We start from the raw sequence: 22,223 nt of genomic DNA, 5'->3' as shown, positions 1-22,223 counted from the left end.
GGCCCACGTGGGGGATGCTACACCCGGCCAATTGTCGTGGCCGGGTGAAAATGCAAGCGTTCTCAGTAGCGTGGCGACGAGCGGTAGCGGATTGCGCGCATTGCGCCCATTCGAGGCGCAGCGGACCCGTTCATCGGGGACGCGTGGTCCCCGGCCGATTCACGCCTTGCTGGTCGGGTCGCGCAGTTCGCGGCGCAGGATCTTGCCGACGTTCGTCTTCGGCAGCTCGGTACGGAACTCCACGTACTTCGGCTGCTTGTAGCCGGTGAGGTTCTCGCGCGCGTGCGCCTTGACGTCTTCGGCGGTGAGCGCGGGATCCTTGCGCACGATGACGACCTTCACCGCTTCGCCCGACTTGTCGTCCGGCACGCCGACCGCGCCGACTTCGAGCACGCCCGGCAGCATCGCGATGACGTCTTCGACTTCGTTCGGATACACGTTGAAGCCGGACACCAGGATCATGTCCTTCTTGCGATCGACGATGGTGAAGAAGCCTTTCCCGTCCATCTTCGCCATGTCGCCGGTGTGCAGCCAGCCGTCGGCGTCGATGACGTTCGCGGTTTCGTCGGGGCGGTTCCAGTAGCCCTTCATCACCTGCGGACCCTTGATGCACAACTCGCCGACTTCGCCCAGGCCCAGGACGTTGCCGTCTTCGTCCTTCAGGCATGCGTCGGTCGACGGCACGGGCAGGCCGATCGAACCGTTGTATTCGGCGAGGTCCATCGGATTGATGCACGCGGCGGGCGAGGTCTCGGTCAAGCCATAGGCTTCGACGAGCGTGCAACCGGTGGTCTGCTTCCAGCGTTCCGCGACGGCGCGCTGCACGGCCATGCCGCCGCCGAGCGTGAGATGCAGGCGCGAGAAGTCGATGTCCTTGAAGCCCGGCGTGTTGAGCAGGCCGTTGAACAACGTGTTGACGCCGGTGATGGCGGTGAAGGGAACCTTCTTCAGTTCCTTCACGAACCCGTGCATGTCGCGCGGATTGGTGATCAGGTAATTCAGGCCGCCGAACTTCATGAAGACCAGGCCGTTCGCCGTCAACGCGAAGATGTGGTACAGCGGCAACGCGGTGACGATGATCTCTTCGCCCATCTTCACGTTGACGCCGACCCACGCCGCGGCCTGCTGCATGTTCGCCACGAGGTTGCGATGGGTGAGCATCGCGCCCTTGGCGACGCCCGTCGTGCCGCCGGTGTATTGCAGGAACGCGAGATCCTGCGGATCGATCGAGATGTCGGGCAGTTTGTGCATCTGGCCGAGCGTGAGCGCGTCGCGGAAACGGATCGCGCCGGGGATGTCGTAATCCGGCACCATCTTCTTCACGTGGCGCAGCACGAAGTTGACGATCCCGCCCTTCGGGAAGCCGAGCATGTCGCCCAGGCCCGTGGTGATCACCTGCTGGATCTGCGTGTCTTCGAGCACTTCCTGCACGACGGCGCCGAAGTTGTCGAGCACGAGCAGCACCGACGCGCCGGAGTCGACGAGCTGGTGCTTCAACTCGCGCGCGGTGTACATCGGATTGGTGTTGACGACGGTCAGCCCCGCGCGCAACACGCCGAACGTGGCGATGGGGTACTGCAGGCAGTTGGGCATCATGATCGCGACGCGATCGCCCTTCTTCAGCTTGAGTTCGCCGAGCAGGTACGCGGCGAACTGCTGGCTCAGGCGATCGACTTCCGCGTACGTGAGCACCTTGCCGAGGCTGGAGAAGGCGGGGCGGTCGCGATACTTTTCCAGCGACGTCTGCAGCACGGAGACGATCGACGGGAACTCGTCGACATCGATCTCCGCGGGCACGCCCTGCGGATAACTGGCCAGCCATGGACGCGCGTGTTGCTGCATGCATTCCCCCGGATCATTGGGACCGCCGGCGCCGATGCGGGGCCGTACGGAAACTCGACCGATTGGAGCATAGGCACTACAGGCTGGCAAGGCGCTGCTTTAGGCTTGGCGCGGTGTTCCGGGGAGTGGTGCGAATGCGGCGATTCTGGATGGCGTTGGTGCTTGGTTTCATGCTGGCCGGCTGCTCGCGCACGCCGCCGGAGGAGTCGCTGCGGCGCACCATCGGACAGATGCAGGCGGCGATCGAGAAGCGAGACGCGGTGACGCTCGCAGACGGGCTCGCGCAGGATTTCATCGGCCCGAACGGCATGGACCGCAAGGGTGCGCAGCGGATCGCGCAGTTGGTGTTCTTCCGCAACCAGAATGTCGGCGTGACGCTCGGCCCGCTCGACATCGCGATGGTCGAGGGCGGCGCAACAGTGAAATGCACCGCGGCGATGACCGGCGGCAACACCGCGCTGCTACCGACGTCGGGTCAGATGTACGACGTGACGATGCAGTGGCGCCAGGACGGCGACTCGTGGGAGCTCGTCAACGCCGAGTGGACTGAAAAGCTGTAGAAGCGCGCGGCGTCGGATGGGCGGAAGCGCGGACGAGCAATAAGCGCCGACGAAGCGCGTGCGCTTGCTTTGCTTTGCGTCGCTTTTGGACGTTGAAGATGTGGGGGCAACGAATTGTTTGTGCGGAGGGGTGTGCATGCGCATATCCCTCCGCCCGACCGAAGCGACGCCTCTACTTCTTAGCGGCGAGCTGGCGCAGCACGTAATGCAGGATGCCGCCGTTGCGGAAGTATTCGACTTCCTTCGGCGTCAGCAGCAGCACGCGCACGTCGAAGCGCTTCTCGCCTTCGGGGCCGCGCGCGATGACCGTCGCGGTACGCGACCTGCCGTCATCGAGACCGACGATGTCGAAGGTTTCCGAACCGGTGAGGCCGATCGACTTCGCGTTCTGGCCTTCGAGGAACTGCAGCGGCAGCACGCCCATGCCGACCAGGTTCGAGCGGTGGATGCGCTCGAAGCTCTCCGCCACGACCGCCTTCACGCCGAGCAGGTTGGTGCCCTTCGCCGCCCAGTCGCGCGACGAACCGGTGCCGTATTCCTTGCCCGCGAACACGACCAGCGGCACCTTGTCGGCCTTGTACTTCATCGCCGCGTCGTAGATCGCCAGCTTCTCGCCCGGGTTGCCGGCCTTGTCGAAGTACAGCGTGTTGCCGCCTTCTTCGCCGCCGAACATCAGGTTCTTGATGCGGATGTTGGCGAACGTGCCGCGCACCATGACGTCGTCGTTGCCGCGGCGCGAACCGTAGCTGTTGAAGTCGGCCGGCTGCACGCCGCGCGCCTGCAGGAAGCGGCCCGCAGGCGAATCCTTCTTGATGTTGCCGGCCGGCGAGATGTGGTCGGTGGTGATCGAATCGCCGAACAGGCCAAGCACGCGCGCGCCGTGGATGTCGGGGATGTTGCCGACCTGCATCGTCATGCCGTCGAAGTACGGCGGGTTCTTGATGTAGGTCGAGGCTTCGTCCCACTGGTATGCGTCGCCGTCGGGCGATGCGATCTGGTTCCAGCGCGAGTCGCCCTTGAACACGTCGGCGTAGTTCTGCGCGAACAGTTCCGGGCCGACCGTCGCGGAGATGACGTCGCCGATTTCCTTGTTGCTCGGCCAGATGTCGCGCAGGAACACGTCCTTTCCATTCGCGTCGTGGCCGACCGGCTCGGTCGACAGGTCGATGTCGACCGTGCCCGCGAGCGCGTAGGCGACCACCAGCGGCGGCGAAGCGAGATAGTTCATCTTCACTTCGGGATGCACGCGGCCTTCGAAGTTGCGGTTGCCCGAGAGCACCGACGCGACGACGAGTTCGTTTTCGGCGATGCCCTTCGACACTTCGTCCGGCAGCGGGCCGGAGTTGCCGATGCACGTCGTGCAGCCGTAACCGACGACGAAGAAGCCGAGCTTCTCCAGGTCGTCGAGCACGTTCGCCTTCTTGAGGTAATCGGTGACGACGAGCGAGCCCGGGCCGAGCGAGGTCTTCACCCACGGCTTGACCTTCAGGCCGAGCTTGACCGCGTTGCGCGCAAGGAGGCCGGCGCCGAGCATCACGGCGGGGTTGGACGTGTTGGTGCACGAGGTGATCGCGGCGATCACCACCGAGCCGTCGGTGAGTTCGCAATCCTGGTCGGCGATGCGGATCTTCGACTTCGGCTTCGCGGCGAGATGTTCGGCCTGCGGCTGGTCGCCGCCTTCGGCATCCATGCGCACGACTTCGGTCTTCTTCGCCGTGCGGTTGGCGGTGAGGCCTTCGAGGTTGGCGTGGAAGTTGTCCTTGACCTTCTCGAGCAGCACGCGGTCCTGCGGGCGCTTCGGGCCGGCGAGCGACGGCTTGACGTCGCCGAGGTCGAGTTCGAGCGTGGCCGAGTACGTGGCGTGCGGCGAGTTGGCGTCGTGCCACATGCCCTGCGCCTTCGCGTACGCCTCGACGAGCGCGATCTGTTCGTCGCTGCGGCCCGACAGGCGCATGTAGTTCAGCGCTTCGGCGTCGATCGGGAAGATGCCGCAGGTCGCGCCGTATTCCGGCGCCATGTTGGCGATCGTCGCGCGGTCGGCGAGCGGCAGGTGCTGCAGGCCGTCGCCGTAGAACTCGACGAACTTGCCGACCACGCCGAGCGCGCGGAGCATCTGCGTCACGGTGAGCACGAGGTCGGTCGCGGTCGTGCCTTCCGGCAGCTTGCCGGTGAGCTTGAAGCCCACGACCTGCGGGATCAGCATCGACGACGGCTGGCCGAGCATCGCGGCTTCGGCTTCGATGCCGCCGACGCCCCAGCCGAGCACGCCGATGCCGTTGATCATCGTGGTGTGCGAGTCGGTGCCGAACACGGTGTCCGGGAACGCCTGCAGTTCGCCGTCGACGTCGCGTTCGACGACCACGCGCGCGAGGTTCTCGAGATTGACCTGGTGCACGATGCCGGTGTTCGGCGGCACGACCTTGAAGTTGTTGAAGGCCTTCTGGCCCCAGCGCAGGAAGCTGTAACGCTCCATGTTGCGCTCGAATTCGATCTTGCCGTTGAGGTCCAGCGCATCGGGGCGACCGAACACGTCGACCTGCACCGAGTGGTCGATGACCAGTTCCGACGGGATCAGCGGATTGATGCGGGTCGCATCGCCGCCCAGGCGCGCCACCGCGTCGCGCATCGCGGCGAGGTCGACCACGCACGGCACGCCGGTGAAGTCCTGCAGCACGACGCGCGCGGGCATGAACGCGATTTCGGTTTCCGACTCGGCCTTCGCATCCCACGTGGCGACCGCTTCGATGTGTTCGGGCGTCACCGTCACGCCGTCCTCGTGGCGCAGCAGGTTCTCGAGGAGGATCTTCATCGAGTACGGCAGCTTCGACAGGTCGAAGCGCTGCGAAAGGCGCGGGAGGCTGTAGTAGGCGAGGGACTTGCCGTTGACGTCGAGGTGGGCGCGGGTGGCGAAGGAATCGGCCATCGGTGGGGCTCCGTGCAGATCAAGCGGTGGGGACGAGCGCGCCGTCCTGCCCGAACGTCGGGCAAAGCGCGTCGGTTAGCCTGTCAATTATGCCGGAAAGGGCGTCATCACGCCCACATCGGCCCGCGCCGGGCGTCAGAGGCGCAGGTGCGACTGCACCGCGCCGACCATCGCGCGACGACGCAGCACGAAGTCCCACAAGCTGCCGCCCAACTGTCGCCACAGCACCGCCGAACGCAATGCGGCGAGCAGCACCGCACGAATTTCCGAGACGATCGCGGCCTGGCCGAGGTAATGCGGATTGCCTTGCACCATCACGCGCGGGCGCAGGTGACTGACGGTATCGGCGTAGAGCGTGCCGAGCTGGCCGAGTACGTCCGGATGCGCGCTGCCCAGGCGTTCTGCATTCGGCGCGAGCGCGAGGATGCCTTCCTGCACCTTGTGCGCCGTCGCTTCCTCGCGCACGAAGCGGCGTTCGAGCTGGATGACAGCAAGCGCGAGGCGCGGCAGCAGTTCGTCCTTCGCTTCGCCCGAATTGGTGAAGTAGTCCAGCAGCAGTTGCAGTCCGGGGCGCAACGCGCGTTCGTCGCCGTAGACCTCCACGGGCGTGTCGGCGTCGAGGCGGAACACGCTGTCGACGGCGGTGGCGAGCACGGCGCTGTCGGCCTGTCCGGTCTCGGCGATCTGGCGCACCTGGCGCAGCGCCTGCGCAAGGCCGGCGAGGGCGAACACACGCTCTTCGATCGAATTGGTCGGCGTTGGATTGTCGGGGCTCATGCGTCGTGCAGTTCCTTTGATGACGTCGCGCCGGCATGCGCGTCCGTGCGGGCGATGACGGCGCCGCCGAGGCACTCCTCGCCGTCGTACAACACCAGCGACTGTCCCGGCGTGACGGCGCGCTGCGGGCGTGCGAAGCGCACCTCGACCGTACCGTCGTCGAGCACCTGCACCGTGCAGGCTTCGTCGCGCTGGCGGTAGCGCGTCTGCGCGGTGCATTCGAACGTGGCCGCGGGCGGCGCGCCTGCGATCCAGTGCGCGGTTTCCGACCACAGCATCGACGACAGCAGGTGCGGGCTGTCGCTGCCCTGGTCGACGACGAGCACGTTGTCTTCCACGCGCTTGTCGACGACATACCACGGCGCGGGATCGCGTCCGCGGACACCGCCGATGTGCAGGCCTTCGCGCTGGCCGAGGGTGAAGAAGAACACGCCCGGATGTTCGCCCACCACGCGGCCCTGCGGGTCGCGGATTTCGCCCGGGCGGGCAGGGAGGTAGCGCGCGAGGAACTCGCGGAAATCGCGTTCGCCAATGAAGCAGATGCCGGTCGAGTCCTTCTTCGCATGCGTGGGCAGCGCGGCGTCGCGCGCGATCGCGCGCACCTGGTCCTTCGGCAGGTGGCCGAGCGGAAAGACCGTGGCCGCCAGTTGCGACTGGCCGAGCTGGTGCAGGAAGTAACTCTGGTCCTTGTTGCGATCGAGCGCGCGCAGCAGGCGCACGCGACCGTGCGTTTCGTGGTCGACGCGCGCGTAGTGACCGGTGGCGATGCGTTCGGCGCCGAGCGCGTGCGCGGCGTCGAGGAAGTGCTTGAACTTGATCTCGCGATTGCACAGCACGTCGGGATTGGGCGTGCGGCCCGCGGCGTATTCGGCGAGGAAGTGTTCGAACACGCCACTCCAGTATTCGCCGGAGAAGTCGCGGAAGTGGATCGGGATGCCGAGCCTGCCGCACACCGCGACCGCGTCGCGGCGATCGTCGTCGGCGCGGCAGTCGCCGCTGCCGTCGTCGGCCCAGTTCTGCATGAACAACCCGGCGATCGGTTCGCCCGCATCGCGCAACAACAGCGCGGCGACCGACGAATCGACGCCGCCGGACATGCCGACGATGGTGCGCACCTGGTGCTTCGCGTCCATGGCCGGTTTCAGGCGAGCTGCTGCACCATCGACAACGGATGGCGGCGACCGGAGAGATGGTCTTCGACGACGCGCCACACCAGCGGACTGCGGTGGCGTGCGCGTGCGGCGTCGAGTTCGGCGGGCGTCATCCACACCGCGCGTTCGATGCCGGTGTCGAGGGGGCGCGACGGGTCGTGCGCGACAGGCTCGGCGCAGAACGCGAAGCGCAGGTAATGGCGGCCGGTCTCGGCCTTCCACTGGTACGCGCCGATGAAACCGGTGAGGCGCACGTCCCAACCGGTTTCCTCGCGCGTCTCGCGCAACGCGGCGTCGACGAGGCTTTCATCCGGTTCGAGATGGCCGGCGGGCTGGTTGAGGACGAGCGAACCGTTCACCCGTTCCTCGACCACGAGCAGCCGCCCGTCGCGCACCACCACCGTGGCGACGGTGACGTCGGGTTGCCAGAAGCGGCCCTCGCGGTAACTCACTTCAGAATTCGTCCTTGCCGGGGGTCAGTTCGGATTCCATGTTGTCGGCGGTGATGCCGGCGACTTCGAGCGCGTCGTCCAGCGCATCCTTGCCCGCGTCGGCCGGCAGCTTCACCACGAACACGGCGTAGGCGTCGGCCTTGGTCCACGCGCCCAGCTTGAGGTCGCTGCTGGATTCGAGCAGGCGGTTGGCGACGTCCGGCGGCAGCGCGCCCTCCGCGCTCTTGTAGGCGGGCGCCCAGACTTCGCGCACGTGGTGTTCACCGTACGTTTCGACCGCCGAACCGATGAACACCAGCTGCGTGCGCTCGTCCTCGTACTTGAAGACCACCTTGTAGTCTCCCTGTTCGGTGAGCTCGTATTGGTACTCCAGCGCGTCGAGATGCGCCTTCACGATGGGGTCCGGCGTCCCGGCGAATGTGACGGCGGGAACGACCAGGACGGCAACGGCGATCAGCGATGACAGGACGCGCATGTCGGGGAAGACCCTGTAGGAGGGCGCCATTGTGCGGGCGGCGGCGGCCGGGCGTCCAACGACGCCGGTGGCGGGGGGTCTTGCGTGCCTCCGTATAATCCCGCCCATGGCACGAAAGCACGAACACGAACGCGACCACGGCGCGATGGTCGAAACGAGCAAGCCGGAAACGGCGCGCCCGCCGCTCTACTCGGTCCTGCTCCTCAACGACGATTACACGCCGATGGACTTCGTCGTGGACGTCTTGATGAGGTTTTTTGCGATGAACCTCGAGAAGGCGACCCAGGTGATGTTGCACGTGCACACGCGCGGCCGTGGCGTGTGCGGCGTGTTCACGCGCGACGTCGCAGAGTCGAAGGTGGCGCAAGTGAATGAATATGCAAGGGTGAACCAGCACCCCTTGCTGTGCACGATGGAAAAGGCGTAAACACGGGCGCAAAGGCCGTCGTCGGAATGCCCTGGCGCAGGCCACTGGAAATGGTATTTGCCGTTCCCATATAGGACGACAGATACCTACAGGGCCAGCCGTCGGAGGCCACGCAAATGTTCAGCAAGGATCTCGAGCAGACCATCGGCCAGTGCTACAAGCGGGCACGCGAGGCCCGCCATGAGTTCATGACCGTGGAGCACCTGCTCCTCGCGCTCCTCGACAACCCCAGCGCCGAAGCCGTGCTCAAGGCGATCGGCGCCGATTTCCCGCGCCTGCGCCACGAACTCGAAAAGGCGATCGAAACCTCGGTCGCGCGCCTGGCGGACGACGACGGGCGCGACACGCAGCCCACGCTCGGCTTCCAGCGCGTGCTGCAGCGCGCCGTCTACCACGTGCAGTCCTCGGGCAAGAAGGAAGTGACCGGCGCGAACGTGCTCGTCGCGATCTACGGCGAGAAGGATTCGCACGCCGTCTATTTCCTGAACCAGCAGGACGTCACGCGCCTGGACGTCGTCAACTACCTGTCGCACGGCATCACGCGCACGGGCGAGGGCGAGGAATCGCAATCGCAGGACGAGGCGCGCGGCGGCGAGGAAGGCGAACACAAGGGCGACGCGCTCGCGGAGTTCGCGTCCAACCTCAACGACCTCGCGCTCGCCGGCAAGATCGATCCGCTGGTCGGCCGCGCCGACGAAATCGAACGCACCATCCAGGTGCTGTGCCGCCGTCGCAAGAACAACCCGCTCTACGTCGGCGAAGCCGGCGTGGGCAAGACCGCGCTCGCCGAAGGCCTCGCCAAGCGCATCGTCGAAGGCAACGTGCCGGAAGTGCTGGCCGACGCGGTCATCTACGCGCTCGACCTCGGCGCGCTGGTCGCGGGTACCAAGTACCGCGGCGACTTCGAGAAGCGCCTCAAGGCGGTCCTCGCGCAGTTGAAGAAGCACCCGGGCGCGATCCTCTTCATCGACGAGATCCACACCATCATCGGCGCGGGCTCCGCGTCGGGCGGCACGATGGACGCCTCGAACCTGATCAAGCCCGTGCTCGCCTCCGGCGAACTGCGCTGCATCGGTTCGACCACGTTCCAGGAATACCGCGGCATCTTCGAGAAGGACCGCGCGCTCGCGCGGCGCTTCCAGAAGATCGACATCGTCGAGCCGACGGTGGGCGAGACCTTCGAGATCCTGCAGGGCCTGAAGCCGCGCTACGAATCGCACCATGGCGTGACTTACGCCGACGAGGCGCTGCAGGCCGCGGTCGACCTGTCGGTGAAGCACATCGGCGATCGGTTGCTGCCCGACAAGGCCATCGACGTCATCGATGAAGCGGGTGCCCGTCAAAGGCTGCTGCCCGCCGCCGTGCGCAAGTCGCTGATCGACGTCGAGGAGATCGAGCACATCGTCGCGAAGATGGCGCGCATCCCGACCAAGCAGGTCAGTGCGTCGGACAAGGACGTGCTCAAGAACCTGGATCGCAACCTGAAGATGGTGATCTTCGGCCAGGATCCGGCGATCGACACGCTGGTCTCGGCGATCAAGCTCGCACGCTCGGGCCTGGGCAATCCGGACAAGCCGATCGGCAACTTCCTGTTCTCGGGCCCGACGGGCGTCGGCAAGACCGAGGTCACGCGCCAGCTCGCGCTGCAGCTGGGCATCGAGCTCGTGCGCTTCGACATGTCCGAGTACATGGAGCCGCATTCGGTGAGCCGCCTGATCGGTGCGCCCCCGGGTTACGTCGGCTTCGACCAGGGCGGCCTGCTGACCGAGAAGATCGTCAAGACGCCGCACTGCGTGCTGCTGCTCGACGAGGTCGAGAAGGCGCACCCGGACATCTTCAACATCCTGTTGCAGGTGATGGACCGCGGCGTGCTGACCGACACCAACGGGCGAGAGGCGAACTTCAAGAACGTGATCCTGGTGATGACGACCAACGCGGGTGCGGCGCAGGCCGCGCGGCGCTCGATCGGTTTCACCAAGCAGGACAACAGCACCGATGCGATGGAAGTGATCCGCCGCAGCTTCAGCCCCGAATTCCGCAACCGCCTCGACGCGGTGGTGCAGTTCCAGGCGCTGGGCTTCGAGCACATCCTGCGCGTGGTGGACAAGTTCCTGATCGAGCTCGAGGTGCAGCTGCACGAGAAGAACGTGTCGCTCACCGCGACCCCGGCGGCGCGCGACTGGCTCGCCCAGCACGGCTTCGACCCGCTGATGGGCGCACGCCCGATGGCGCGCGTGATCCAGGACCGCATCAAGCGGCCGCTGGCGGACGAGCTGTTGTTCGGCAAGCTGGTGGGCGGCGGCAAGGTCACCATCGACGTGGTCGACGGCGACTTGCGCGTCGAGTCCTCGCCGGAGCCGGAGAAGCTGCTGCCGGTCACCGTGTAAGCCAGGCCGTGCCAGGGCACGGAAACGAAAAAGGCGACCCAAGGGTCGCCTTTTTCTTTATTGCCTCAACAGCTTGCGGCGATCACTTCATTCGATAAGTGATGCGGCCCTTGGTCAGGTCGTACGGGGTCATTTCGACCTTGACCTTGTCGCCGGTGAGGATGCGGATGTAGTTCTTCCGCATGCGGCCGGAAATGTGGGCAATGATTTCGTGGCCGTTCTCGAGCTTCACCCGGAACATGGTGTTCGGGAGGGTTTCGGTGACCGTACCCTCGAACTCGATGACGTCGTCTTTGGCCATTTGTTACCTGGTAGCGTGAGCGCGAGGCGGCGATCGGCCGCCCGCAAAGTCGCGCATTCTGGCATGCGCCGGCCGTTCGGGCCAAGCGCCCGTGGCAAACGGGTTCAGCCGGCCAGTTCGCGCGCCCTGAAATCGCCGAACCGCGCGGTCCACGGGCCGGGGGCTTCGTCGAGGTCGACCTGCGCGGCCACGCGTGCCAGGAATGCGCTGCGCGGAATCGCATCGGCGCCCATGCGCACGAGGTGGTCGTTCTCCACCTGCGCGTCGATCAGTGGCCAGCCCCACGCGTGCAGGTGATGGGCGAGGGCGGCGAGCGCCACTTTCGATCCGCCCGGCTCGGCGCTGTACATGCTCTCGGCGAAGAACATCGCGCCGATCGCCACGCCGTACAGACCGCCGACCAGGCGATCGCCGTCGAACACTTCGATACTGTGCGCGTGCCCGCGCTGGCGCAGCTCGCCGTAGGCGCGGCGCATCGCGGGCAGGATCCACGTGCCGCGTTGTCCGTCGCGCTCGATCGTGGCGCATGCATCGATGACATCGGCGAAGCGCGTGTCGGCGCGCACGATCCAATCCGACGATCGCAGCGTGCGGCGGAAGCGCGTCGACAGGTGCACGCCGTCGGTGCGGAACACCATGCGCGGGTCGGGTGACCACCACAGGATCGGCTGGCCCGCGGAGAACCACGGGAAGATCCCGTGGCGATAGGCCGCGAGCAGGCGGGGCACCGAGAGGTCGCCGCCGATCGCGAGCAAGCCATCCGGATCGCGCAAGGCGTCCTCGACCGGCGGAAATACCGGATCGGGTCCGAGGAGCGCAGGCATGCGCCGGGTCACGCGTGTTCCTCGCGTGCGTGCTCGTCCCGGAACGGCGTGTGCGATGCGAGCGCCGCCATGTAACGCCGCACCGAATGACTTTCCTCTGCGCACCACTGGCGAATCGCGTCGGCGAATTCCGGTTCGCCGATCCAGTGCCTGCTGTGCACGCACGTCGGCAGGAACCCGCGCGCGAGTTTGTGTTCGCCCTGCGCGCCGGGCTCGAACCGTTGCAGGCCTTCGCGCAGGCAGTAGTCGATGCCCTGGTAGTAGCAGGTCTCGAAATGCAATCCGGGCACGAGGCGCGTCGCGCCCCAGTAGCGGCCGTACAGCGTGTCGGCGCCGCGCAGGCACAGCGCACCGGCGATGGTTGCTCCATCGAGGTCGGCGAGCACCAGCACCAGCGCGCGCGGCATCGCATCGGCCAGGTGTCGCAGGAACCCGCGCGTGATCGCCGGCGTATTGCCGTACTCGGCGAAGGTTTGCAGGTAGAAGCCGTGCATCGCGTCGAGGTCGGCGTCGCTTGCTTCATCGCCGTGCACGACGCGGAAGCGCACGCCGTGCCGCGCGAGCTTCGCGCGTTCCTGGCGGATGTTCTTGCGGTGCTTGTGGTCCATCGCCGCGAGGAACGCGTCGAAGTCGCGCCACGCGCCGCGGTTCTCCCAGTGGTATTGCACGTCGATGCGCGGGATCCAGTCCGCATCGAACGCATCGGCCTCGTCTTCGCGATGGAAGTCGACGTGCGCCGACGACCACCCCGACTCGCGCACGAACGCCACGATCGCGGCGACCAGCGCGCGCCGCGACGCCGCATCGCGCGCCAGCAATCGCGGCCCGGTCACGGGCGAGTAGGGCACCGCGCCCAGCCACTTCGGGTAGTACGAAAGACCGTGCTGGGCATACGCATGCGCCCACGCGTGGTCGAACACGAACTCGCCGTGCGAATTGCGCTTGCGATAGCCGGGCGCGGCGGCGACGAGCGTGCCTGCATCGGCCCCGTCGCCGTCGAACAACCCGAGATGGCACGGCATCCACCCCAGCGAAGCGCGCACGCAGCCGTGCGCTTCCATGCCCGCGAGAAAGGCGTGCGCGACGAAGGGATTGCGCCCGTCGTGCAGCGCATCCCACGCGTCGGCGGGAATGTCGGTCAGCGCGCCGAGGATGCGCGCGCGCATCGGGCCTCAGCCTTCCTTGTCGAGGAACTTCTCGGCATCCAGCGCCGCCATGCAGCCGAAGCCGGCCGACGTCACGGCCTGGCGATAGACCTGGTCGGCGACGTCGCCGGCGGCGAACACGCCAGCCACCGACGTCTGCGTCGCATTGCCGGACAGGCCGGAACGGATCTCGAGATAGCCGTTGTGCATCGCGAGCTGGCCTTCGAACAGCGACGTGTTCGGCGTGTGGCCGATGGCGACGAACAAACCGTGGATGTCGATCTGGCGCGTCGCTTCGTCCTGCGTCGACTTCAGGCGCAACCCCGTGACGCCCGCGTCGTTGCCGAGCACTTCCTCGACGGTGTGGTGCCAGATCGGTTCGATCTTGCCGGACTGGATCTTCGCGAACAGCTTGTCCTGCATGATCTTTTCGGCGCGCAGCGTGTCGCGGCGATGCACGATGTACACCTTGCGCGCGATGTTCGACAGGTACAGCGCTTCTTCGACCGCGGTGTTGCCGCCGCCGATGACCGCCACGTCCATGTCCTTGAAGAAGAAGCCGTCGCACGTCGCGCACGCCGACACGCCGCGGCCCATGAACTTCTGCTCGGATTCCAGGCCGAGGTACTTCGCCGTCGCGCCGGTCGCGATGATCAGCGCATCGGCGGTGTACTCGCCGCTGTCGCCCTTCAGGCGGAACGGACGCTGCGACAGGTCGGCGGTGTGGATGTGGTCGAAGATCACTTCGGTATCGAAGCGCTCGGCATGCGCCTGCATGCGTTCCATCAACGCCGGGCCCATCAGGCCGTGCGCGTCGCCGGGCCAGTTGTCGACTTCGGTCGTCGTCATCAGCTGGCCGCCCTGCTGCAGGCCGGTGATCACCACGGGCTTGAGGTTGGCGCGCGCGGCGTAGACGGCGGCAGTCCAACCAGCCGGGCCGGAACCGAGGATCAACAGGGAGCAATGCTTCGCGGAGGTCATCAAGGGGCGTCCGATAGGGAGTTCGCGTAAGATGCGCGACTGGTTTCACCCGGCCGCTGCAATCGCGAAATAGTGGCGGCGACCCCCCGACAACACAAGGCGTTCGCGCCTCCCACGAAGAGAACACTGCAATGCGGATCGGCGTCCCCAAGGAAACCAAGACCCTCGAAGGCCGCGTCGCGCTCGTGCCGGCAGCGGCAGGCGACCTCGTCAAGCGCGGCCACGAAGTGTGGCTGGAACAGGGTGCGGGCCTGAAGAGCGGCTTCAAGGACGAGCAGTACACGCAGCTCGGCGTGAAGATCGCGCCTGACGCCGCTTCGCTGTACGAAAAGGGCGAGCTCATCGTGAAGGTGAAGGAGCCGATCGAAGGCGACCTCAAGCACCTGCGCAAGGATCACCTGCTGTTCTGCTACCTGCACCTGGCGGCGGAACCGGAACTCACCAAGCGCCTGCTCGACATCGGTCTCACGGGCGTCGCGTTCGAAACCGTCGAGCTGCCCAACGGCGACCTGCCGCTGCTGGCGCCGATGTCGGTGATCGCCGGCAAGATCGCGGTGCAGGTCGGCACGCACCTGCTGCACCAGCCCGAAGGCGGCAAGGGCAAGCTGCTCGGCGGCCTGCCGTCGACCGAGCGCGGCAAGGTCGTGGTGTTCGGCGCGGGCAAGGCCGGTAGCGCGTCGGCGGCACTGGCCGCGGCCGGTGGTTCGAACGTCGTCGTGTTCGAAATGCGCCAGGACCGCATGGACGAAATGATGGCCCTGGGCAACAACGTCACCACGCTGTACCCGTACGCGGACGTCGTGGCGCGCGAAGTCGCCTCGGCCGACCTCGTCGTCGGTGCGGTGCTCGTGACCGGCGCGCGCGCGCCGCACGTGCTGACGCGCGAGATGCTCAAGGGCATGCAGGACGGTTCGGTCGTCGTCGACATCTCGATCGACCAGGGCGGCTGCTTCGAGACCTCGCGTCCCACAACCTGGAAGGAACCGACCTACGTCGAAGAGGGCGTCACCCACTTCTGCGTGACCAACATGCCGGGCGCCGTGCCGCAGACCTCGTCGCAGGCCATCTGCGCCGCGATCCTGCCGTGGGTCAACAAGCTGGCCTCGGGCAACTGGCGCGCCAACGAGGCCCTCGTGCGCGGCATCAACGTCGAAGGCGGGAAGATCGTGCATCCCGCGCTGCAGGACATGAAACTTTGACGTAGGATCAAGGCCCTAGGGGAAACTCCTGAAGGCAGGTCGCAGGGTGTCGGCAAGGCCGGTGGTGGAAGGCGTGAAACGCAAGCGCAGCAACGTGGCGGCTCCGGCCGCCGCGGGCGGTTCGCGTCGCTCGCGTTTGTGGCGCGACCTGGCCCTGATGGGCATCGCGCCGCTGCTGGTCTACCTGCTGGCGAGCCTGGTCACCTTCTCCCCGGAAGACCCGGGCTGGTCGCATTCGGGCAGCGTCACCGCGCCCTTGCACAACTTCGGCGGCATCGTCGGTGCGTGGATCGCCGACGTGCTGCTGTACCTGTGCGGCTATGTCGCGTTCCTGTTGCCGATCATGCTCGGCCTCATCGCGTGGATCGCGTTGTTCGGCATGGACAGCGACGGTGATGGCGATGCGGACCTCGGGCCCGCGTTGCGCCTGGTCGGCATCGTCGGCTTCCTCGTGTCGGCGACGGGCTTCCTGCAGTTGCGCGTCGGCGCCGCGCCGGACTTCTCGGCGGGCAGTGGCGGCATCCTCGGCCAGCTCGTCGGCCGTTCGTTGTTCCATGCGTTCGGGCCGGTGGGCGCGAACCTGTTTCTCGTCACGCTGCTGCTGATCTCCACCACGCTCGCCACCGGCATTTCATGGCTGACGGTGATGGACAAGCTCGGCGAGTGGATGCTGAAGATCCCGCCGCTGTTCCGTCGCGGCACGCAGCAGGCGGCCGAATGGCAGCAGGCGCGCGCGTTCCGCGAAGAGCGCGAAGAAACGCGCAAGGTCGACACGGAACTGCGTGCGAAACGCGCACCGGTGAAGATCGAACCGCCGCCGGCGCCCGTCGTCGAGAAGAGCGATCGCGCCAAGCGCGAAACGCAGATCCCGCTGTTCCATACCGGCGATGGCACCGGCATTCCGCCGCTGGCATTGCTCGACGATCCGAAGCCGCAGCCGAAGGGCTACAGCGAGGAAACGCTCGAGACGCTGTCGCGCCAGATCGAATTCAAGCTCAAGGACTTCCGCATCGACGCGCAGGTCGTCGGCGCGTATCCGGGCCCGGTGATCACGCGCTTCGAACTCGAGCCCGCGCCGGGCGTCAAGGTCAGCCAGATCTCGTCGCTCGACAAGGACATCGCGCGCGGCCTGTCGGTGAAGTCGGTGCGCGTGGTCGACGTCATTCCCGGCAAGTCGGTGGTCGGCCTGGAAACGCCGAACACCTCGCGCGAGATGATCTTCCTCAGCGAGTTGCTGCGCTCGAAGGAATACGACAAGAGCGGCAGCCCGCTCACGCTCGCGCTCGGCAAGGACATCGCGGGCCGCCCGACCGTCGCCGATCTCGCGCGCATGCCGCACCTGCTCGTCGCCGGTACGACGGGCTCGGGTAAATCCGTCGCGGTCAACGCGATGGTGTTGTCGCTGCTATACAAGGCGTCCGCGAAGGACGTGCGCATGCTGATGATCGACCCGAAGATGCTGGAGCTCTCGGTCTACCAGGGCATCCCGCACCTGCTCGCGCCGGTCGTCACCGACATGAAGGAAGCGGCGAACGGCCTGCGCTGGTGCGTGGCCGAGATGGAGCGCCGCTACAAGCTCATGTCCGCGGTCGGCGTGCGCAACCTCGCCGGCTTCAACAAGAAGGTGACCGACGCGATCGGCGCCGGCCAGCCGATGATGGATCCGCTGTTCAAGCCGAACCCGGAACTCGGCGAAGCGCCGCGTCCGCTGGAGACGCTGCCGTACATCGTCGTCTTCATCGACGAATTCGCCGACATGATGATGATCGTCGGCAAGAAGGTCGAAGAACTCATCGCGCGCCTCGCGCAGAAAGCGCGTGCGGCGGGCATCCACCTGATCCTCGCGACGCAGCGTCCGTCGGTCGACGTCATCACCGGCCTGATCAAGGCGAACATCCCCACGCGCATCGCGTTCCAGGTGTCGAGCAAGATCGACTCGCGCACGATCCTCGACCAGTCGGGCGCGGAAACGCTGCTCGGCCACGGCGACATGCTGTATCTCCCGCCGGGCACCGCGATGCCCGAGCGCGTGCACGGTGCGTTCGTGTCGGACGAAGAAGTGCATCGCGTCGTCGAACACCTCAAGCAGATCAGCGGCGCGCCGGACTACATCGAAGGCGTGCTCGACGAAGTGCAGACGCTCGGCGAAGGCGTGGTGGTCGGCGCGACCGGCCTGCCCGAATCCGGCGGCGGGGGCGGGGACGAGTCCGACCCGCTGTACGACGAAGCGGTGCGCATCGTCACCGAGACGCGCCGCGCATCGATCTCCGGCGTGCAACGCCGCCTGAAGATCGGCTACAACCGCGCCGCGCGCCTGATCGAAGCAATGGAAGCCGCGGGCGTCGTGACGCCGCCCGAACACAACGGCGATCGCAGCGTGCTGGCGCCGCCACCGCCCAAGTAAACGCCGTCCTTCCGGCGAATGCGGATCCGCGTTCGCGTGATCCCGCATTCATCCATTCCCGGGCAGACTTCGCCCATCGCATTTCCATGGACCCCACGCCCATGCGCCTGCTGACTCTCGGCCTGACTTCGCTGCTCGTCGTCGCATCGACCGCCCACGCCGGCGGCCGCGACGAACTCACCACGTTCACCAAGGGCCTCAAGGGCCTGGATGGCACGTTCACGCAGCAGGTCTTCGACGCCAACGGCAAGAAGAAGGAAGCCTCGTCGGGTCGCGTCGCGATGTCCGCGCCGCGTCATTTCCGATGGGAATACGCGAAGCCGTTCGAACAGTTGATCGTCGCCGACGGCAAGTCGGTGTGGGTGTACGACAAAGACCTGATGCAGGTCACCAAGCGCGCGCAGGGCGTGGAGGAGCAGAGCTCGCCGCTTGCCGCGCTGATCGACCCCACGCGCCTGGACCGTGAGTTCATCGTCAAGGAACTCGGCGCGAACGAAGGCCTGGAATGGATCGAACTGCGACCGCGCGATCCGGACAGCGCGAGCTTCGAATCGGCGCGCCTGGGCTTCAACGACGCGGGCCTGGCGCGCATGCGCATCGTCGATCCGCTCGGCCAGCGCACGGAGCTGCGCTTCGCGTCGTGGAAGCGCAACCCGTCCTTCGCCAAGGGCACGTTCTCGTTCGCGCCGCCGAAGGGCGTGGATATCGTCGCGGGCGGTTGATCGCGGTCCGCTAGAATCGCCGCGTGGCCAAATCCCGCGCGCCCGTCCTCCCCGAAGACGACCTGCTGAGCGTCGATCGCGACGCGCTGCGTCCGCTCGCCGAGCGAATGCGGCCGCAGACGCTCGACGAGATGGTCGGGCAACGCCGCCTGCTTGCGCCGAAGAGCGCGTTGCGTCGCGCGATCGAATCCGGTCGCGTGCATTCGATGATCCTGTGGGGACCGCCCGGCTGCGGCAAGACCACGCTCGCGCAACTGCTGGCGAAATACGCCGACGCCGAATTCCGCGCCGTCTCGGCCGTGCTCGTCGGCCTGCCCGAAGTGCGCCAGGTGCTCGCCGAAGCGGGCCTGCGTTTCTCCGAAGGCCGCCGCACCGTGTTGTTCGTCGACGAGGTGCATCGCTTCAGCAAGGCACAGCAGGATGCGTTCCTGCCGCACATCGAACGCGGGACGATCCTGTTCGTCGGCGCGACCACCGAGAACCCGTCGTTCGAACTCAACTCCGCGTTGCTCTCGCGCTGCCGCGTGCACGTGATGGAAGCGGTGTCGCCGGAAGACATCGCGATCGCGCTGCAACGTGCGCTTGACGACGCGGAGCGCGGGCTCGGCGATCGCGAGCTGCACGTCGCACCCGAACAGCTGCTGCTGATCGCGCGCGCGGCCGACGGCGACGTGCGGCGCGCGCTGACGTTCCTCGAAATCGCGGCGGACCTGGCGGGCGAGGGCGGCACCATCACGGAGGCGACGCTCGAACAGGTGCTCGCCGATCGCACGCGCCGCTTCGACAAGGGCGGCGAACAGTTCTACGACCAGATCTCGGCGCTGCACAAATCGGTGCGCAGCTCCAATCCCGACGCGGCGCTGTACTGGCTCGCGCGTATGCTCGACGGCGGCGTCGATCCGGGCTATCTCGCGCGGCGCCTCACGCGCATGGCGGTGGAAGACATCGGCCTGGCCGATCCGCGTGCGCTGCAGATGGCGGTCGACGCGTGGGACACCTACGACCGGCTCGGCAGTCCGGAGGGCGATCTCGCGCTCGCGCAGGTCGCGCTGTATCTCGCCACGACGTCGAAATCGAACGCCGCCTACATGGCGTTCAACGAAGCGCGCAGCGACGTGCGCGAGTACGGCACGCTCGAAGTGCCGATGCACATCCGCAACGCGCCGACGAAGTTGATGAAGCAGCTCGGCTACGGCAAAGGTTACCAGTACGACCACGATGCCGAAGGCGGCGTCGCGCTCGACCAGACCGGGTTCCCCGATGCGCTCGGCGAGCGCGTGTATTTCCGGCCGACCGATCGCGGCCTCGAAGGTCGCATGCGCGAGAAGCTCGATGCGTTGCGCGCCGCGCGTGCGCGAGCGCGCGGAGAAGACGAGGCCGGCGCCTGATGCGCGCCGCGCTCGCAAGCCTGCCACGGACGGTATGGCTGCTGGGCGCGATCAGCCTTCTCAACGACGCGGCGAGCGACATGATCTATCCGCTCGTGCCGCTGTACGTGGCGAGCGTGTTGATGGCCGGGCCGAAGGCGCTCGGCTGGATCGAAGGCGTCGCCGAAGCGGCGAGCAGCCTGCTGAAACTCGTCTCGGGCGCGCTCGCCGATCGCCTGCGGCGCATCAAGCCGTTCGTCGTGATCGGGTACGGACTCGCGGGCGTCGCGCGTCCGCTGATCGGCATCGCGACGAGTTGGGTCGGCGTGCTCGCTTTTCGTTTCGTGGATCGCGTCGGCAAGGGACTGCGTTCGGCGCCGCGCGACGCGATGCTCGCCGGCAGCGTGTCGCCGCAGCAACGCGGGCTCGCGTACGGGCTGCATCGCGGCATGGACAACGCGGGTGCGGTGGTCGGGCCGCTTGTCGCAGCGGCGCTGCTCGCGGCGGGCTTTTCGTTGCGGCACGTGTTCCTGCTCGCGATCGTGCCGGGCATCATCGTGCTGATCATGGCGCTGCGCCTGCGCGAACCCGCGCAGGCGCAGGTGAAGTCGATGGGACCCATCGACTGGCGCTTCTCCGCGCTGTCGCCCGCGTACCGGCGTTACCTGTCGGCGCTCGGGCTGTTCACGCTCGGCAATGCGTCGAACATGTTCCTGCTGCTGCGCGCGCAGGACCTCGGCCTCGGTGCGAGCCGCATCACCTTGTTGTGGGCGTCGTTCTCCGCGGTCGCAGCGCTCGCGTCGACGCCGTTGTCGGCGCTCTCCGATCGAGTCGGGCGCAAGCGCCTGATCCTCGCGGGCTGGGCGGGCTATGCGCTGCTCTACGTGTTGCTCGGCGTGGTGCCGATCGATGCGGCGTGGTTGTGGGTGTTGTTCCCCGCATACGGCCTGGTCACCGCGATGATCGAAGGCAGCGAGCGCGCGCTCGTCGCCGATCTCGTGCCCGCGACATCGGCGGGCACCGCGTTCGGCTGGTACTACCTCGTCACCGGCCTGTTGTTGCTGCCGGCGTCCGCGGTGTTCGGCGCGTTGTGGGAGAACGGCGCGCCGATGATCGCGTTCGGCGTGAGCGCGGTGTTCGCGATCGCGGCATCATTGGTGCTGATGCCACTGAAAGCACCAACAGGGGAGGGCGATCAGTGAATTCCTGGTGGTCGCAATTGCTGCTCGTGATGTGCGGCGGCGCGCTCGGTGCCGCGGGACGCTTCTGGGTGGGCGGCGTGATGTTGCGGCGCGTCGGCGACAGCCTGCCTTGGGGCACGCTCACTGCGAACCTGGTCGGCGCGTTCCTCGCGGGCTTCATCGCGGTGATGCTGGAAGGGCGCGGGCCGGTGGCGCTGTACTGGCGCGCGTTCCTGATCGTCGGCGTGCTCGGCGGCCTGACGACGTATTCGGCGCTGGTGCTCGAATGCCTGTTGTTCGCGCGATCGCAGCGCAGCGAACAGGCGTTGGTGTACCTCGGCATCACGCTGGTCGCGGGCCTGTTCCTGGTCTGGCTGGGTGCGCGCACGGCGGCATGGTGGCGGCCCCCGTTCTGAGTTGCCGTCGCAACGGTCGCGGGTGCATCCTCGCGCCGCGGCATCCGTCGCAAGCAAGCCCGGGGAGGGCGAAGCCATGCGGATCTTCATCGCCGGTTTGATCGGCGGCATCGTGTTGTTCCTGTGGGGCGTCGTGGCGCACGTCGCGCTGCCCATCGGCGAAATGGGCATGAAGGTGGCAGGCAACCAGGACGCGGCGATCGCGGCGTTGCAGGCCAGCGGCGACAAGGGCGCCGGCGTCTACATGATTCCCGGCATGTCGCCGGAAACATGGAACGACGAAGCTGCGATGAAGGCGTTCACCGACAAGTACAAGGACGCGCCGTCGGCCTTCGTCGTGTACGACCCGACGCCGAACCCGACGCTGTCGAACATGGTGCCGGCGCTGGTGAAGCAGTTGATCTCCGACCTGCTCGTCGGCCTCGTTGCCGCATGGATCCTCGCTCAGGCCGCGGGCTTCGGCACGCGCGTGCTGATGGGCGCGGCGCTCGGCCTCGTGTCGTGGTTGTCGGTCAGCCTGCCGTACTGGAATTGGTATCGCTTCCCGATGGATTTCACCATCGGCGCGTGGCTCGACTCCGGCCTCGGCATCCTGATCGCGAGCATCCCGATCGCGTGGTGGCTCGGACGCACGCGTTGAACAATGCGCGGATCGCGAAAAGCTGAGAGGAAGCTCAACAAAGGTGTTG

20 protein-coding genes are annotated in these 22,223 nt (G+C 66.8%); 10 read left to right on the top strand and 10 right to left on the bottom strand.

From position 1 onward, the window contains the following. Positions 1–159: 159 nt before the first annotated feature. Positions 160–1,842, bottom strand: coding sequence for a long-chain fatty acid--CoA ligase (locus tag LK996_RS09405; protein ID WP_230526931.1), 1,683 nt, complete (start codon positions 1,840–1,842; stop codon positions 160–162). A 134-nt stretch (positions 1,843–1,976) separates the two neighbouring features. Between LK996_RS09405 and LK996_RS09400 the strand changes: the two genes are divergently transcribed. Further along, positions 1,977–2,402 (top strand): nuclear transport factor 2 family protein, encoded by a 426-nt coding sequence (locus LK996_RS09400; RefSeq protein WP_230526930.1) that lies wholly within the window; start codon positions 1,977–1,979, stop codon positions 2,400–2,402. A gap of 172 nt (positions 2,403–2,574) precedes the next feature. On the opposite strand, the gene acnA is transcribed toward LK996_RS09400, so the two are convergent. From acnA to LK996_RS09375, 5 genes are all read right to left on the bottom strand, one after another. After that, positions 2,575–5,325 carry an aconitate hydratase AcnA gene (acnA, locus tag LK996_RS09395; RefSeq protein WP_230526929.1) on the bottom strand — a complete coding sequence of 917 codons (2,751 nt, stop codon included), beginning with the start codon at positions 5,323–5,325 and terminating at the stop codon, positions 2,575–2,577. A 135-nt stretch (positions 5,326–5,460) separates the two neighbouring features. Further along, a complete protein-coding gene (gene hflD, locus LK996_RS09390) occupies positions 5,461–6,102 on the bottom strand; it encodes a high frequency lysogenization protein HflD (RefSeq protein WP_230526928.1) in 642 nt (213 codons plus the stop codon). Beyond that, a complete protein-coding gene (gene mnmA, locus LK996_RS09385) occupies positions 6,099–7,235 on the bottom strand; it encodes a tRNA 2-thiouridine(34) synthase MnmA (protein ID WP_230526927.1) in 1,137 nt (378 codons plus the stop codon). Before mnmA ends, hflD begins: the two co-directional genes overlap by 4 nt. Before the next feature lie 8 nt (positions 7,236–7,243). After that, positions 7,244–7,705 carry an NUDIX hydrolase gene (locus LK996_RS09380; protein WP_230526926.1) on the bottom strand — a complete coding sequence of 154 codons (462 nt, stop codon included), beginning with the start codon at positions 7,703–7,705 and terminating at the stop codon, positions 7,244–7,246. Between the two features lies 1 nt (position 7,706). Continuing rightward, a complete protein-coding gene (locus LK996_RS09375; RefSeq protein ID WP_230526925.1) occupies positions 7,707–8,180 on the bottom strand; it encodes a hypothetical protein in 474 nt (157 codons plus the stop codon). Between the two features lie 106 nt (positions 8,181–8,286). Between LK996_RS09375 and clpS the strand changes: the two genes are divergently transcribed. Together clpS and clpA are read left to right on the top strand one after the other, a co-directional pair. Next, the gene (clpS, locus tag LK996_RS09370) at positions 8,287–8,607 is read left to right on the top strand and encodes an ATP-dependent Clp protease adapter ClpS (RefSeq protein ID WP_036168938.1); all 321 of its coding nucleotides are present in this window, start codon (positions 8,287–8,289) and stop codon (positions 8,605–8,607) included. A gap of 116 nt (positions 8,608–8,723) precedes the next feature. Beyond that, entirely contained in the window at positions 8,724–10,994 is a 2,271-nt protein-coding gene (clpA, locus tag LK996_RS09365) for an ATP-dependent Clp protease ATP-binding subunit ClpA (RefSeq protein WP_230526924.1), read from the top strand. 82 nt (positions 10,995–11,076) lie between these two features. Here the strand turns inward: clpA and infA are convergent, their stop codons facing one another. The 4 genes from infA to trxB form a co-directional block, all read right to left on the bottom strand. Next, positions 11,077–11,295 carry a translation initiation factor IF-1 gene (infA, locus tag LK996_RS09360; RefSeq protein WP_036168934.1) on the bottom strand — a complete coding sequence of 73 codons (219 nt, stop codon included), beginning with the start codon at positions 11,293–11,295 and terminating at the stop codon, positions 11,077–11,079. A 104-nt stretch (positions 11,296–11,399) separates the two neighbouring features. Beyond that, the gene (gene aat, locus LK996_RS09355) at positions 11,400–12,131 is read right to left on the bottom strand and encodes a leucyl/phenylalanyl-tRNA--protein transferase (protein WP_230526923.1); all 732 of its coding nucleotides are present in this window, start codon (positions 12,129–12,131) and stop codon (positions 11,400–11,402) included. Beyond that, the gene (locus tag LK996_RS09350) at positions 12,128–13,285 is read right to left on the bottom strand and encodes a GNAT family N-acetyltransferase (protein ID WP_230526922.1); all 1,158 of its coding nucleotides are present in this window, start codon (positions 13,283–13,285) and stop codon (positions 12,128–12,130) included. Before LK996_RS09350 ends, aat begins: the two co-directional genes overlap by 4 nt. A 6-nt stretch (positions 13,286–13,291) precedes the next feature. After that, positions 13,292–14,245, bottom strand: coding sequence for a thioredoxin-disulfide reductase (trxB, locus tag LK996_RS09345; RefSeq protein ID WP_230526921.1), 954 nt, complete (start codon positions 14,243–14,245; stop codon positions 13,292–13,294). Between the two features lie 131 nt (positions 14,246–14,376). On the opposite strand from trxB, the gene LK996_RS09340 reads away from it, so the two are divergent. The 7 genes from LK996_RS09340 (at position 14,377) to LK996_RS09310 (ending at position 22,174) form a co-directional block, all read left to right on the top strand. Then, the gene (locus LK996_RS09340; protein WP_230526920.1) at positions 14,377–15,444 is read left to right on the top strand and encodes an alanine dehydrogenase; all 1,068 of its coding nucleotides are present in this window, start codon (positions 14,377–14,379) and stop codon (positions 15,442–15,444) included. Positions 15,445–15,508: 64 nt separating this feature from the next. Then, positions 15,509–17,848, top strand: coding sequence for a DNA translocase FtsK (locus LK996_RS09335; protein ID WP_425493757.1), 2,340 nt, complete (start codon positions 15,509–15,511; stop codon positions 17,846–17,848). Between the two features lie 101 nt (positions 17,849–17,949). After that, entirely contained in the window at positions 17,950–18,570 is a 621-nt protein-coding gene (gene lolA, locus LK996_RS09330; RefSeq protein WP_230526918.1) for an outer membrane lipoprotein periplasmic chaperone LolA, read from the top strand. A 107-nt stretch (positions 18,571–18,677) separates the two neighbouring features. After that, complete coding sequence (locus tag LK996_RS09325; protein ID WP_230527494.1) at positions 18,678–19,958, top strand: replication-associated recombination protein A; 1,281 nt, start codon at positions 18,678–18,680, stop codon at positions 19,956–19,958. Beyond that, entirely contained in the window at positions 19,958–21,139 is a 1,182-nt protein-coding gene (locus LK996_RS09320; RefSeq protein ID WP_230526917.1) for an MFS transporter, read from the top strand. Before LK996_RS09325 ends, LK996_RS09320 begins: the two co-directional genes overlap by 1 nt. Continuing rightward, on the top strand, positions 21,136–21,534 hold the full coding sequence (gene crcB / locus LK996_RS09315; RefSeq protein ID WP_343225869.1) for a fluoride efflux transporter CrcB: 399 nt from the start codon (positions 21,136–21,138) through the stop codon (positions 21,532–21,534). The genes LK996_RS09320 and crcB overlap by 4 nt, the downstream gene beginning before the upstream one ends. A 76-nt stretch (positions 21,535–21,610) precedes the next feature. Continuing rightward, positions 21,611–22,174 carry a type 1 periplasmic-binding domain-containing protein gene (locus tag LK996_RS09310; protein ID WP_230526916.1) on the top strand — a complete coding sequence of 188 codons (564 nt, stop codon included), beginning with the start codon at positions 21,611–21,613 and terminating at the stop codon, positions 22,172–22,174. The last annotated feature ends 49 nt before the right edge of the window (positions 22,175–22,223 follow it).

This window comes from Noviluteimonas lactosilytica (assembly GCF_020866925.1).
Lineage (GTDB): Bacteria > Pseudomonadota > Gammaproteobacteria > Xanthomonadales > Xanthomonadaceae > Noviluteimonas > Noviluteimonas lactosilytica.
Note: the sequence above shows the minus strand (reverse complement) of the source record. Positions and strands in the feature narration are given on the sequence as shown.